Genomic DNA, 14076 nt, shown 5'->3' on the forward strand with positions numbered 1-14076 from the left:
CTCGGCGCCGCCCGGGCGCGCTCCAGCCCCGCCGCCAGCGGGCCAACCCTCGTGGGCCCCGACGAGCGGCCCGATGCCGGCCGGCCAGCCGACCCCCACCCCGGGGTTCTACCAAGGCGGCGGCTGGGGCGGTACGCCACCGGGCACACCACCGCCGCAGCAACCCCCCGGCCCACCGGGCTGGAATCAGGGGCAGCAGCCGTCGGCGTCACGAAACCGCAACCCGTGGCCGATCGTGGCAGCCGTCGCTATCGTGCTGGTCCTCGTGGTCGGAGCAGTAGGTATCTGGCTGGTCACCCGACCCAAGCCGGCGCCGCCGCCGAAACCGATCTCGGAGGACCGGCTCAGCGCGCTGTTGCTGAGCCCGTCAGAAATCAACTCCGTGATGGGCGCATCGAACATCCAACCGGGCAAACCGATCACGTCGATGGACCCATCGCCGGTGACGCTGTCGCTGCCCGACTGTCAGGCTGCCTTGTATACCAGCCAAGATCCGGTCTACTCCGGCACGGGCTACACCGGAATCAGCGGTCTGGTGTCGTCGGAACCCGGCGACAACTACGACCACTGGGTCAACCAGGCCGTGGTGGCCTTTCCGTCCGCCGACAAAGCTCGCTCGTTCCTGCAGTCTGCGGCCGGAAAATGGAAAAATTGCGCGGGCAAGACGGTGACCGTCACCAACAAGGGCAAGACCTACCGGTGGACGTTCGCCGACGTGGTCGGCAGCCCGCCGAAGATCACGGTCATCGACACCCAGGAGGGCGCTGACGGCTGGGAGTGCCAGCGCGCGATGAGCGTGGCGAACAACGTGATCGTCGACATCAACGCCTGCGGTTATCAGATCACCGATCAGGGCGGCCAGATCGCCGACCAGATCATCGCCAAGGTCAACAAGGAAACCAAGTAGGGGGGACGAACCCTGGGCTAATCCCCCAGATCAGGCCCCTGGGCGCGAAGGTCGTCCACCGCCGCCATGGCGGTGCGCAACTTGGCCAGCCATTCCTCGGTGTGCTCACCGACCAGCCTGACCGACCACGCGAGAGCGTCGGCGCGTGACCGCGCGACACCGGCGTCGACCAGCGTGTCCAGCACCTGACGCTCCGGTTGCCGCAGGCGGGTCATCACCGGAACCGCGATGTGGGTGAACAGGATCCGCTCGGTGCCGGCGGCGGAGACGACGTCCACGCCCCAGGACACCTTACGTCCGTAGCGATCCTGAGCCTCGTCGGCGATCCGCATCCGCTCGGAGCGAGTTTCCTCCCGGAACCGCGAAGCTCGTCCTTTCCCGCGTGCCGGACTCTGCTCCGTTCCGGAATCCTCTGGCGCGGCAAGCTTGCCGATCACCGTGATCTCCTCGCGGTCGACGATCACCGTGGGATCGCCGTCGAACCAATCTTCGGGGAGACGTCCAGCGAACCATTCGGCCGCATCACTGGCATCCGGTTGCTGGGCTTGCTGCCAGCCTCCGGGGCGCCCGTACCGATGTCCATGCATAGGGTGTGCTTTCATAATTACATGATTACACCGTAATACATGTGATGGAATCCCGTTCACTGACGGTGAACGTCCAAGCCCGCACGGGACTCTGCTCATGCCATGGTTCGGGCCTGAAGACCATTGCTATCGAGTAATGCGCAGTTGTATTTTTGGTAGCGAAGCAGGCCCGGAAGCGACCGAACTCAAGTGCCGGACAACGGGGTGAGATCCGGCAGCGCAGGATCCGCGTAAGACGGAGCCAGACGCCCCCGAGAGTCGCTCCGGGCCTGCCCATATGCGCGATGGATAGCCCTCCGGATCGGCCTGCCCAATCAGGGCCGCAGATCGCCGCCGTCGCCTCGACGCACCCGGAACAACTTGGCTTCATTCTTGATGCCCTTGAGGCGACGGGTACCGGCGAATGACCACTCGAACCCGGCGCCGTCACCCACGGACTCCCGAACGGATTCGGCGGCCAGCACCGTGCCCGGCCGCGCCACCCCGGTCACCCGGCTGGCCGCGTTCACCGGACTGCCGAACCAGTCACCGGCCCGGCTCACCGCCATGCCGGATGCAACTCCTGCGCGCAACCGGGGAAACGCCGCATCGCTGTCGATGACCTCGACCAGTTTCAGGACCGTGTCCAGCAGGGGCACCGGATCCGCGCAGACGAACATCACCGCGTCACCGATCGTCTTGATGAACCGCACCGGCGGAGCGGTCAGGTCACGGGCCAACTCTGCCAGCCGGCCGGCAAGATGCCCCAGCTCTTCGGCCGACACCACCTCACCGAGCTTGGTGAAGCCGACGAGGTCGGCGAAGGCGACGGTGACCTGGCGCGCGCCCGGCAACGGCTTGCCGGCAGCTCGCTCACCGGCATTGACGGCCTCGGTTTCCATCATGTGCCGCAACTGCATGAATAGCATTTCCTGGATCATCGGGCCGAGCAGCGGCACGATCCGACTCACCAGCGCCTGCGACGCCTGCGCGATCTGCACCTCGGTGACCCCCGGACGCATGATCGCCGACAGCGCGGTATAACGCATGACCTCCGCGGCGTGCGACAGGCCCTCGGCGAGAACACGCACCACCATGACGACTTGATCGGGATTCAGCCCCAGCTCGACGAACCGCTGCGCGGTTGCGGCGGCTTCACCGTCGGCTCGCATATGTACGGCCGCATCCGGGTCGTCGACCCTGGCCAAACCGATGGCGCGCTGCACCCGCTGCAGCAGGGTGAGGTCGATGCCGTAGGTCTCGCTGATCTCGCGGGCGGATACGTACGCGCCGTCGTCGCCGATCAGCCGCCGAGTGGCCAGCAGCAGCGGCGGGTTGGCCAGCCGGATCTCGTCAGCGGTAATGCCCTGTTCGAGCAGCCACTCGATCAGCTCGGCGCGCTCCGCGCGTGCCGTGCCGTCGAGGCCCTCGAGCAGATCGTCGATATCGCGGTCGGCCGGCTCGGGCACGTGTTCCACGGTGGCCTCCAGTGTCCGTTACCGCTCAACGTATAACGCCGCCGCGAGGCGCGGCCGGTCGACGGACCACACCGCGGGCTGGCAAGTCGGCCGCGCCGACTCCCAAGGTAATATCCGGCCATGCCGTTATCTGCCGGCACAATGTTTGCTGGGTACACCATTATTCGATTACTCGGCTCGGGGGGTATGGGCGCGGTGTACCTTGCGCAGCATCCACGGTTGCCGCGCCGTGACGCGTTGAAAGTCCTGCCTCGGGACGTATCGGCGGACAGTGTGTTCCGTGAGCGATTTCAACGCGAGGCTGACGTGGCCGCCACGCTATTCCACCCGCACATCGTCGGTGTCCACGACCGCGGCGAGTTCAACGGTCAGCTCTGGATCTCGATGGACTACATCGAAGGAACCGATGCAGCACAGCTCACGGCGAACCGCAACTCCGGGGGCATGCCCGCAGCCGAGGTTGCCACCCTCGTGACAGCCGTGGCCAGCGCGCTCGATTACGCTCATCAGCGAGGCCTGCTGCACCGTGATGTCAAACCCGCCAATATCATGGTCACCGAGCCAGACGGCGATGGTAATCGGCGAATATTCTTGGCGGACTTCGGGATAGCGCGCCAACTCGGCGACATCAGCGGGATCACCGCAACAAATCTGACAGTAGGCACGGCCGCATATTGCGCGCCCGAACAGCTGATGGGCGCCGACATCGACGGCCGCGCCGACCAGTATGCGTTGGCCGCCACCGCCTTTCACCTACTCACGGGTGCACGTCCGTATCAGCATTCCAACCCGGTCGCAATGATCAGCCAGCACCTCAATGCACCACCGCCAAAGCCGAGCGACCAGCGAGCCGAACTTGCTTCGCTGGACTCGGTTTTCGCGACTGCATTGGCGAAACAGCCGAACGACCGCTATGGCAGCTGCCGAGAGTTCGCCCAGGCGTTAACGGAACGCGTCACACCCGATTCAGGCATGGCAGTGAACCGGCCCGACGATCGGACAATGGCAGCGGGAATCGCTCCCGCTCCCCTGAATGCCGTCGATACCCGCGCCGCCCCGATGCAGCCGATGTACTGGCATCCCGCTAGGCCCGCGGCGCAGCCAGGGGCGCGGCGACGAACAGTCGTGTCGATTGTGGTTCCGCTGGTGCTGGCGGCAATGCTGCTGTGCGCCATCGGTTTTGCCGCAGTGCAGGTACTCCGGCCCGGTCCGCGGCCAGCCGCCGCGGCGCCGCGGTGGCAGCCGTACGTCGATTACGCGAAGCAATTCGGCGTGTTCTTGACGAGTCTCGATCCCCAGACCGCCGATCGCGACATCCAGCGGATCCTCGACGGTTCGACCGGCACGTTTCACGACGACTTTGCCAGCAGAAGATCCGAGTTCAAGCAGACAATTCTGAATTCGAACGTGGTGACCCATGGAATCGCCACCGGCGCAGGCCTGGAGGCGATCAGCGGCACGACAGCCCGCGTGGTGGTGGCCATGACATCGAAAGTCACCAACAACGCCGGTGCAACCCAAGACCCACGATCATGGCGCTTACTCATGCAGGTGGAAAAAATCGGTGACACCTACCTGGTGTCGAACGTGGAATTTGTCCGATGACCCGGCGAGTCGTGTGGTGGGCTGTCGTCGCCGCGCTCATTCTCGCAACGCTTGCGGCCGGGGCGCTGGGCGGCGGGCTGATGCTGGTCAAGAACCGAGGGTTGCCGGCCAACCGCGCCGCCAACCGCCACGCGGTGTTGGAAGTCGCCAAAGCCGATGTGGCCAAAGTGCTCACGTACACGGCGGACACGGTAGAGCAAGACACCAGGGCGGCTGAGGAAGTGCTGACCGGAGCATTTCTCGACTATTACCGGCAATTCGCCAGGCAACAGGTCATCCCGGCCGCCCGAACCAACGGCACCACCGCGACAGCTACCGTTACCCATGCCGGTGTCGAATCATTGACTGCCGACAAGGCCTCGATTCTGCTGTTCGTCGACCAAAGCACAACCAGCAGGGGCAAACCCGCACCGGTAGTCACCGCGAGCTCGGTTCGCGCTGGGCTGACGAAAGTGAGCGGCAAGTGGTTGATCGATTCCATGAATCCGATCTAGGCGCCGCTGACACGTGCCAGTCACGTCTCCTCCCCTAGTCGCTGTCACGACACCGGCGGCCGCCGGTGCGCCCAGGGCCGGGCGGCTTCGATCTGCGCCGACAACGACAGCAGGGTCGCCTCGTCATACGGCCGGCCGACGAGTTGCACCGACATCGGCATGCCGTCGTCGTCGAAGTCCCAGGGCACCACGGCGGCGGGCTGGCCGGTCACATTCCAGACCTGTTGGTAGGGCACCCGTTGGGCCACCAGCAGCAGCGTCGACACCGCTCCCCGGCGCTGATAGGCGCCGATCCTCGGCGGCCCGGCCGCCGTACCCGGGGTGACGACGATGTCAACGTCGTCGAAGATCGACTGGATCCGGCTGCTGATCCCGGCTTCCGCAGCGCGCAGCGCCGCCATCCGGCGGTCCGAGAAGAACGACCCCATCCGGGCGATATTGCGGGTGCGCGCTTCCAGACGTTCCGGGTGAGCCTGCGCGTCGGCGTCGTCGCTGATACCGCGCAGATACCGGGGGAAAAAGTTGGCGTAGAGCGCGGCCGGATACTCGGGGTCGCGAATGATCACGTCGTGGCCGAGATCGCGCAGCAATGCACCCGCCTGGTCGACCGCTGACAGTTGCGCCTTGCCAACCCGTACCGGAAGCGGGGTGGGGACCTTGGTGCTCAAGGCAATTCGCAGGCGTCCGGGCTCGCGTGCGGCAGCGTCGACGAATTCGCCTTCGGGACCGGGCACCGCGGTCGTCACGTCGAGCAGCAGTGCGGCGTCGCGCACCGTATGCGTGATCGGGCCGTTGACGCTGAGTCCGTACCAGGCGTCGTCGTGCGGCTCCAACGAGATCCGGTCACGTTGCGGCTTCAGCCCGAACACTCCACACCAGGTCGACGGGATCCGGATCGACCCGCCGCCGTCGGATCCGAACGCCACCGGTGCCAACCCGGCAGCGACCGCGGCGGCACTGCCGCCACTGCTGCCACCGGGAGTCCGGGAGGGATTCCACGGGTTGCGGGTCGCCCCGAACGTCAGCGACTCGGTGTAGGGCATCATCATCAGCTCGGGCACATTGGTCTTGCCGATGACGACGGCACCCGCGGCGCGCAGCCGGCGGACCAGCTCCGCGTCGGCTGTCACCGCCGGACCGTGCCCGCCGCCGCCGTACGTCGTCACCTCTCCGGCGAGGTCGACATCGTCTTTGACCGCGATCGGCACCCCAAGCAGCGGCAGCCGCTCGCCGGCGTCGAGGCGCTGCTGGGCCACCTCGGCCTCGTCGCGCGCGCCGTCGTAGCGCACCACGCGGTAGGCACGCAACTGGCTGTCCAACCGCTCGATTCGTTCCAGATAGACCTCGAGAAGCACCGGTGCGGTGATCTCACCGTCTGCCAGCAGTTGCGCCTGCTCCGTCGCGCCGACGAACGCGAGATCGTTAGGGTCCACTGCCGCAGCGTATCCCGCTCGGACGGGCGGTTCCAGGTGCTCCCTGAGCATCACCGGCCGCGGGTCCGCGGAGAAAGGTCGGCGCCGGGCGCAGTACCGTGGGCGCTATGCCCTGCGTGTTCTGTGCGATAGTCGCCGGTGAAGCCCCAGCCATTCCGATCTACGAAGACGACGGCTATCTGGCCATCCTCGACATCCGACCGTTCAGCCGCGGTCACACCTTGGTACTGCCCAAACGACACACCGTGGACATCACCGACACCCCGCCCGACACGCTGGCCGACATGGTTACGATCGGCCAGCGGATCGCCAAGGCCGCCCGCGCGACGGAATTGGCCGACGCGACCAACATCGCGATCAACGACGGCAGCGCCGCCTTCCAGACGGTGTTCCACATTCACCTCCATGTGCTACCGCGGCGCAACGGCGACAAGCTGGCGCTTGCCAAGGCGATGGTGTTGCGCCGCGACCCGAACCGTGAGGCCACCGGGCGAATCCTTCGCGAGGCGTTGGCCCGCATCGACGCGAGCCAGTAAGGCTGGACCATGAGCAATCTCACGCTGTTCGAGCGATTAGTCGGCGCGCCCCTGTTGCGACTGCATGACACGGTCTACCAGAAGACCAATGGGCGGATTGGGCACCGCATGCCGGGTGTTCCGCCGAGCCTGCTGCTACACACCGTTGGCGCCAAGACCGGCCAACCACGCACCACGTCGCTGACCTACGCGCGCGACGGTGACTCGTATCTGATCGTCGCCTCCAACGGAGGCGCAGATCGCCACCCTGGCTGGTACCACAACCTGCGCAAGCATCCCCGGTGCGAAATCAACGTGGGCCCAAAGCGATTGGCGGTGACCGCACGACGGGTCACCCCGGACGACGCCGACTATTCCCGGATGTGGCAGCTGGTCAACAAAAACAACGCGAATCGCTACAGCGGTTACCAGCACCGGACGCCGCGGCCCATCCCGATCTTTGCGTTGACCCCGACCAGGCAAACGCGGGCGTAGTCAAGCCGGACCGGTCGTCACGGATTATTCTGCGCTAGAGCGCGGTGAAGCTTCCGGTTGTCACCGGCAATGGGGTGCGAAGCGACTGGAGCGGCTATGAAACGCGGCACGCCCAATCCGTGGCGGCGCTTCGGACTGTCGGCGCGCGCTGGTTGGCTCGTCGGCGGCGGATTCACCCTCGCGGTGGCGCTGACCGCGGCGATGTCGATCGGGAGCTGGCCGGGCGGCTATCCGGCTTGGCCGGTCAACCAGCTTGTGCCGGTGCTGTCGTTGCTTTGGACTGCGGGATGTGCCGGCAACGCGGCCCGTTGCGCGGCCGGGCGCCGCAGATTGGGCTGGCTGGCGCTGACGACGGCGCTGTCGGGGTGGACGGTCGGTGAGGTCATTTGCGCCCTGTCCGAGGTGTGCCCGCAACTCGATCACGCCGCACACCCCACGACGGCTGAGATGGCGCTGCTGTGGTATCCCGTCGGAGCCGCGACGGCGTTGCTGCTGCTGTCGGAGTCCGTTCGCCGGGTGCCCTGGCGGTTGATCCTCGACGGTGTCATCGTCGCGACGTCGGTGTTCGTGGCCGCGTGGGTATTCATCCTCAACACCGTGGTACGGGACGCCAGCAGCTCGCGGCCGGTGATTTTCACCCATGTCTTCGCCGACGTCGTCGTCATGACAGTTGCGATATTGGTGTTGTCGCGAACCCTGCCCAGCGGGCGGCCCAGCCTGAGCCTGTTAGCCGCCGGGATCACTGTTATCGGCGGCGCCGACATCGTGATCGTGTTCCAGACCGGAAGCGGCAGCTATCACACCGGCGAGCTGGTCGACCTGCCCCGAGTGGCCGGCCTCGGACTGGTGGCGCTGGCGGCGCTGGCCAGCGTCAGGGAGTCTCCGACAGCGGTTCGGGACGAGACGAGCGAGACGGGTACGGAGGTCACGTCCCGGGTCCGGCTGTGGTTGCCGTACCTGCCGCTGGTGCTGGCCGCAGCGATCGGACTGGGTCACCTCATGGACCAGGTGCGGCAGTGGCCGTTCCTGTTCGCCGCGCTCGGCATTCTGGTCGCCGCGGTGCTGGCCCGCCAGCTCGTAGTCCTGGTCGAGAACCAGGCTTTGCTGGCCGAGGTAGCGCACGAGGCGTCTCGCGACAGCCTGACCGGTCTGGCCAATCGGACCCGGTTCCTCAACCGAGTGGACCGAGCCATCGCCGCTCGCGATCAGCGACCCGACCCGATCGCGGTGTTATGCCTCGACCTGGACAACTTCAAGCAGGTCAACGACGCCCTCGGTCACCCGGCCGGCGACGAGCTTCTCATTCGGGTCGCCAGCCTGCTGACCGCCTCCCTCGACGAAACGGCGACCATCGCCCGGCTGGGCGGGGATGAGTTCGCGGTGCTCATCGAAGGCTCCGTCGAGGAAACACAAGCCGCGGCGCATCGGGTACTCGACGCATTCGACGCGGCGATCGTCATCGACGGCGTTCCAGTCACGGTACGTCCCAGCATCGGATACACGGTAGCCACCGCGGGATCGAGCTGTACCGTCGACGAACTTCTCCGGCATGCCGACCTGGCCATGTATGCCGCCAAACGCGAAGGCGGCGAACGGATCCGCAGTTTCGTGCCGGATATGCCCTTCTCCGAAGCGCTCGCGCGGCACGCCGACGCACCGGTACCGACCATCCAGGCCATCCCGAAAGCCACCCCGTCAGCCGTCCCGGGAAACGCCCCCCGGCGCGGGACCGGCGCGGACACGTGCCGTCCTTCCGAGCCCGAACCGGACCAGGCGGCACCGCTGCGGCGCTCGGCCGGCTTCGCGGCGGCAACACCGGCCCAACGAGACCGCCCGCCGCGCCGCGGATTTTGGTGGCCGCCGGTGGGCATCCGGATTGCCTTGGCACTGCTGACAATCGGCGTCGCCCTTTACACCGCGCTCACCGTGCATGGCGGTCACCGGGTCTTCGCCGAATCCTGGTATCCGGCGCTGACCCTGCTGGCGGCTGCGGTGATTGCGGCTCGCGCCTATCACGTTGCCGCCGGTCGGGTGGCTTGGTCGCTGATCGCGGCCGGGCAGGCATCCGCGGCTTTGGGCGACGTCGTCTACCGGCTGTGGGTGCCCGACGGTCAGTCGCCGTCCTTAGCGGATCCGTTCTACCTGGCGTTTTATCCGTTCGGCTACGCCGGGCTGCTGCTGCTCATGCGGGCGCGGTTGAAGAGGGTGCCGGTTGGCGTGCGCCTCGATTCGCTGATCTGTGGATTGGCCGGCGCCGCGGTTGCCGCCGCCCTGACCGCAGGGCCCATTCGTGCGGCGGCGGCCCGCGCACCGGCCACCGTGCTGGTGGGCCTGGTGTATCCGTGGGGCGATCTGGTCCTCCTGGCCCTTGCGGCCGGCATGCTGCCGATCCTGGGCTTGCGCAACCAGCTTCGCTGGATTCTGCTGGTCGCCGGGTTCACGCTGTTCGCCGCCGCCGACACCCGGTATCTTTTCGAAACCGCCGCCGGTTCGTATCGGGTGGGAACCTGGTTCGACGCCCTGTGGCCCGCATCGTCGCTACTGGTGGCGATGGCCAGCTGGGCGCCCTGGTCGCCGGCGGGGCCCGCACCGAAGCGTGGACTCGGTTCGTACGCCGCGCCCGTGGCCTGCACCGTCGTGGCGCTGGGAGTTATTGTGCTGGGCCCGCACTCGCGGATCGCGGGCGCATTGGCCGCGTTGAGCCTGATCGCGGTCGCGGCGCGGTTTTCGGTGGCTTTCCGGGACGTCAGTGTGCTGGCCGAAACCCACCAGCACGCCATGACCGACGAATTGACGGCGCTGCCCAATCGGCGTTCGCTGGCGACAGCCCTGACCGCACTGTCGGTCAACGCGCCGGACCTGGCGCCCAGAACCCCGCCAGGCCGAGCGCTGCTGTTGCTGCATCTCTACGAGTTCGACGAGATCACCGGTTCGATCGGTCGTCACATGACCGAGGAGTTGTTGTGCCGCATCGCGAATCGCCTGTCACAGTGTGTGCGTCCGGAAGATCTGCTGGCGCGCACCGGTGACAACGAGTTCGCGATCCTGCTGAGCGAAGGCGCGGATCTCATTGCCGCCCGCGCCCAAGCGGGTCGGCTGCTCGATGCCTTTGGGGAACCGTTCCAGCTGGATCCGGTGACCGTGCAGGTCGATGCCCGCATCGCCATTGCGCTCTACCCCGACCACTGTGACCATCCGCAGGAGCTGCTCAACCGCGCCGAGACGGCGATCCCGCACGCCAAAAGCGCCAAAGGCAAAGTCGTGGCCTACGACTCGGCGTTTGAGCTGTATCGCGATAGCGATCCCACCCTCGTCGATGATCTACGCGCCGCGCTGTTGAACGGTACCGAACTCATCTGTCACTATCAGCCCAAGATCAACGCCGACGACGGTAGCGTCCACAGCGTCGAGGCACTGCTGCGCTGGCAGCACCCCAGCAGGGGGATGCTGCTTCCCGAGGAGTTCCTGCCCGCCGCCGAACGTGTCGGCCTGATGCGCAGGGTGGCCAACCGCACCCTCGACCTCGCGCTCGCCCAGCTGCGGTCCTGGCGTGACCAGGGCATGGATTTGACGGTTGCCGTTAACCTCTCGACGACGAATCTGCTTGACCTGGATCTAGAGGGCACGATCGAGGGGCTGTTGAAGGCGCACGGCGTGCCCGCGGACGCTCTCATTATCGAGATCACCGAGAGCACCCTCGCCGACTCGGTGCGGTCTCGTAATACTGTTGCGGCGTTGCAGCACCTAGGCGTTCGCATCTCGCTCGACGATTACGGCACCGGGTGGTCGTCGCTGGCACGCTTGCAGGACGTCTCGGTCGATGAACTCAAGCTCGACCGGGTGTTCGTGGCGCGACTGGCCCTGGACCCGCGTTCGGTTGCGATCGTGCGGTCGACGGTGGCGCTGGCCCACAGCCTGGGAGCGGACCTGGTTGCCGAGGGGGTCGAAGACGAGGTGACCTTGAGCGCGCTGCGCCGCTACGGCTGCACCATCACCCAGGGTTTCGTGCACAGTCCGCCGTTACCGGCGGACGAGGTGGTGCAGTGGATCAACAGTCATGTGCCGGATCCGGCTTGACGTCCGCCGCGCCGGCGGCTCAGCAGCGGGTGCGCCACCGAGGTACCACCCGCGGCGGATGCGGCGATCGTCGTTTCGGCATCGCGCCCGTAACCGGGCCGTCGGTGGCATCGTCGCCGTCGGCAACCAGCCGCACGATCTGGTCGAGAGCTTCCTGCGGAGTGCCGGCCAATGACGACACGACCGGCATCTCGTTGCAGTGGGCTGCGTATTTGTCATGTCCAGGTGACCAGACGATGCGGTAATTGTAGCGGTGAACCATACGCGAAGACTCCTTGTCACGGACTGCCGGATACGGTCGAAGGTCATTAGTAGGCAATGGGTTTGCGGTGCGGCGCGGCTTGATCGACTGCCGGGAGAAGGGGCTGGTGGACCGAACCCACCTAGCCGTCACACAGTTTACCGGCGCCGACGAAGGCGCGTCTGGTCCTCGACCGCGACACGTGCCACTGTGAGCTATCACACCTACAGCGCGACGCATGACGGCCGGCGGCGTGGCCGTGGCGCCGATCATGGCCGACGATTTCGCGGCCGGTTCAGCGCCGTTGGTAGTCCTCGAGCGTGAGCGAGTCCACGACGCGTTCGAACTCCTCCTGGGGTATCGGTTCGCCACCGGGAATGTTGTCGCTGACCAGCCACTGGTTGCGCTCGACGTAACCGCTGAATTCGGCGTAGTAGTTGGCAAAGCCGCGCTGGTAGTCGGTGCCGGCCGCGGCGAGCTCACCGGCCAGGATATAGGCGCCTAGCAGGGCAACACTGGTCCCTTGCCCGGACAACGGCGAACAGCAGTATGCCGCGTCGCCGACCAGCGCGACCCTGCCCTTGGACCAGCGGTCCATCACGATCTGCGACATCTCGTCGAAGTAGAAATCCGGCGCCGACTTCATGTAGTGCAGCAACTGCGCGCGCACCCAGCCGTCGGTGGCCATCCGGCGTTCCAACTCGGCGAATTGAGCCTCTTTGTCGCGGTAATCGATCCGCAGATCGGGGTCCATGAATCCGAGTGCGGCACGGGCCTCGGTGTTGCCCCGCGCGCTGTAGACCCCGGCCATGGTGGCGTCCCCGTAATGCCACTTCTGCCAATAGTCGAGCTCCAGAAAGTTGGGCACGGTGAAGATCGCCGCGAACGTGCCCAGCCTCTTGATGAATTGCTCCTCGGGACCGAAAACCAGCCGGCGCACGTTGGAATGCAATCCGTCGGCGCCGATCACGAAGCCGAAGCTGCGGGCATCGGCGCGCTCGAAGGTCACCGCGACCGTGCTGCCGTCGTCGTCCAACGCGGTGATGCTGTCGTCGAAGAGGTACTCGGTCCCCGGTTGGGTTGCGCCGTAGAGTAATTCGATGAGATCGTCGCGCAGCAGCTCGATATTGGGATTGTCGATGGGACCGCCGGTCGGTGTCGATTCGGTGTCCCGGGACAATTCGTTGCCGTCGCGGTCGACGACCGAGGCGCCGCGGATGCCAGTCTTGCACGCCTGCGCGGCAGTCAGTAGCCCCATGCGGTCCAGCACCGTCAGCGCCGGACCGCGGACATCGATCGCCTGGCCGCCCGGCCGCAGCCCGGGGTGGCGTTCCACCACCGTAACCGAATACCCTTGCTGCCCAAGCCAGTACGCAACCGCAGTACCGGCCACGCTGGCACCGGAAACCAGAACTGTTCGCACCCTTACTCAATTCCTGCCAGAGTCTTGGCGTCGCGGATTACGTCGTCGAGCATTTCCGGTGTCAACTTACCGGTGAACATGTTCTGCTGGCTCGGATGGTAGCAGCCGAGCAATCGAAGTCCCGACCCCAACTCGGCCACAACACCATGGCCGAACCGGGGCTTGGGCTTGGCTAACGCGCCAGACATCCGCAGCGCGATCTGCCAGGCGAACCCACCCAGGGCAACGATCGCCCGGACGTCCTCGGAAACCAGCCGCCATTCGGTGTCCAGCCAGGGCGCGCAGGCCAGCCGCTCCGCCGGGGTGGGTGCGTTGGCCGGCGGCGCGCATCGCACCGGCGCGACGATCCGAATCTGGTTGGCGCGCAAGCCGTCCGCGGCGTCGACACTGGTCGGTTGGTTCACCAGGCCGGCGCGGTGCAGCGCCGCATACAGCTGATCTCCGGACCGGTCGCCAGTGAACATGCGCCCGGTCCGGTTGGCCCCGTGCGCAGCCGGAGCCAGGCCGACGATCAACAGCCGGGGCCGCTCCGACCCCCAGCCCGGCACCGGCCGTCCCCAATACGGCTGATCGGCGAAGGCCCGGCGTTTTACGGCGGCGACGTGTTCCCGCCAGCTCACCAGTCGGGGACAGGCCCGGCACACGCTGACCAGGGCATCGAGTTCGCGAATCGAGCGTGCCGCGCCGGCCAGTTGCACAACTTGTGCGGCATCGGCCGCCACCGGGGTTTGCGGTGTCGCCGGATCGCCCGGCCAGCCGGTGCCGGGACCGACCGGCGACCCGAATGCCCGGCCGGTATTCGGATGCATGAGCACCCCAACATCCTGCACGGCGGGCGAAAT

The 14076-nt window shown here is 66.5% G+C and carries 12 protein-coding genes; 6 read left to right on the plus strand and 6 right to left on the minus strand.

Features of this window, described 5'->3' with window-relative positions; translation table 11 throughout:
• Nucleotides 1-907 (plus strand): sensor domain-containing protein (locus B4U45_RS06750; protein ID WP_219859359.1); only part of this gene is annotated, 907 nt, incomplete at its 5' end.
• Nucleotides 908-924: 17 nt separating this feature from the next.
• Here B4U45_RS06750 and B4U45_RS06755 read toward each other — a convergent pair.
• Together B4U45_RS06755 and B4U45_RS06760 are read right to left on the minus strand one after the other, a co-directional pair.
• Nucleotides 925-1509: a hypothetical protein gene (locus B4U45_RS06755; RefSeq protein WP_075545529.1), complete on the minus strand. Its 585-nt coding sequence runs from the start codon at nt 1507-1509 to the stop codon at nt 925-927.
• Between the two features lie 299 nt (nt 1510-1808).
• The gene (locus tag B4U45_RS06760) at nt 1809-2963 is read right to left on the minus strand and encodes an adenylate/guanylate cyclase domain-containing protein (RefSeq protein WP_371687250.1); all 1155 of its coding nucleotides are present in this window, start codon (nt 2961-2963) and stop codon (nt 1809-1811) included.
• Between the two features lie 108 nt (nt 2964-3071).
• On the opposite strand from B4U45_RS06760, the gene B4U45_RS06765 reads away from it, so the two are divergent.
• Together B4U45_RS06765 and B4U45_RS06770 are read left to right on the plus strand one after the other, a co-directional pair.
• Entirely contained in the window at nt 3072-4556 is a 1485-nt protein-coding gene (locus tag B4U45_RS06765) for a serine/threonine-protein kinase (protein WP_075545531.1), read from the plus strand.
• Entirely contained in the window at nt 4553-5050 is a 498-nt protein-coding gene (locus B4U45_RS06770; protein ID WP_075545532.1) for a hypothetical protein, read from the plus strand. Before B4U45_RS06765 ends, B4U45_RS06770 begins: the two co-directional genes overlap by 4 nt.
• Before the next feature lie 44 nt (nt 5051-5094).
• On the opposite strand, the gene B4U45_RS06775 is transcribed toward B4U45_RS06770, so the two are convergent.
• A complete protein-coding gene (locus B4U45_RS06775) occupies nt 5095-6483 on the minus strand; it encodes an amidase (RefSeq protein ID WP_089025277.1) in 1389 nt (462 codons plus the stop codon).
• Between the two features lie 107 nt (nt 6484-6590).
• Between B4U45_RS06775 and B4U45_RS06780 the strand changes: the two genes are divergently transcribed.
• The 3 genes from B4U45_RS06780 to B4U45_RS06790 all read left to right on the plus strand — a co-directional run bounded on the left by B4U45_RS06780 (nt 6591) and on the right by B4U45_RS06790 (nt 11570).
• The gene (locus B4U45_RS06780; protein ID WP_075545534.1) at nt 6591-7019 is read left to right on the plus strand and encodes an HIT family protein; all 429 of its coding nucleotides are present in this window, start codon (nt 6591-6593) and stop codon (nt 7017-7019) included.
• Between the two features lie 9 nt (nt 7020-7028).
• Nucleotides 7029-7493, plus strand: coding sequence for a nitroreductase family deazaflavin-dependent oxidoreductase (locus B4U45_RS06785; RefSeq protein ID WP_075545535.1), 465 nt, complete (start codon nt 7029-7031; stop codon nt 7491-7493).
• A 96-nt stretch (nt 7494-7589) separates the two neighbouring features.
• The gene (locus tag B4U45_RS06790) at nt 7590-11570 is read left to right on the plus strand and encodes a diguanylate cyclase domain-containing protein (protein WP_116671206.1); all 3981 of its coding nucleotides are present in this window, start codon (nt 7590-7592) and stop codon (nt 11568-11570) included.
• A gap of 19 nt (nt 11571-11589) precedes the next feature.
• On the opposite strand, the gene B4U45_RS06795 is transcribed toward B4U45_RS06790, so the two are convergent.
• The 3 genes from B4U45_RS06795 to B4U45_RS06805 form a co-directional block, all read right to left on the minus strand.
• Entirely contained in the window at nt 11590-11832 is a 243-nt protein-coding gene (locus tag B4U45_RS06795; protein WP_075545537.1) for a hypothetical protein, read from the minus strand.
• Nucleotides 11833-12106: 274 nt separating this feature from the next.
• On the minus strand, nt 12107-13234 hold the full coding sequence (locus tag B4U45_RS06800; protein ID WP_075545538.1) for an FAD-binding protein: 1128 nt from the start codon (nt 13232-13234) through the stop codon (nt 12107-12109).
• A gap of 2 nt (nt 13235-13236) precedes the next feature.
• Nucleotides 13237-14064, minus strand: a complete 828-nt coding sequence (locus B4U45_RS06805) for a uracil-DNA glycosylase (protein ID WP_219859360.1) — start codon at nt 14062-14064, stop codon at nt 13237-13239.
• Nucleotides 14065-14076: the final 12 nt, after the last annotated feature.

It is taken from the genome of Mycobacterium persicum, assembly GCF_002086915.1.
GTDB classification, from domain to species: Bacteria; Actinomycetota; Actinomycetes; order Mycobacteriales; family Mycobacteriaceae; genus Mycobacterium; species Mycobacterium persicum.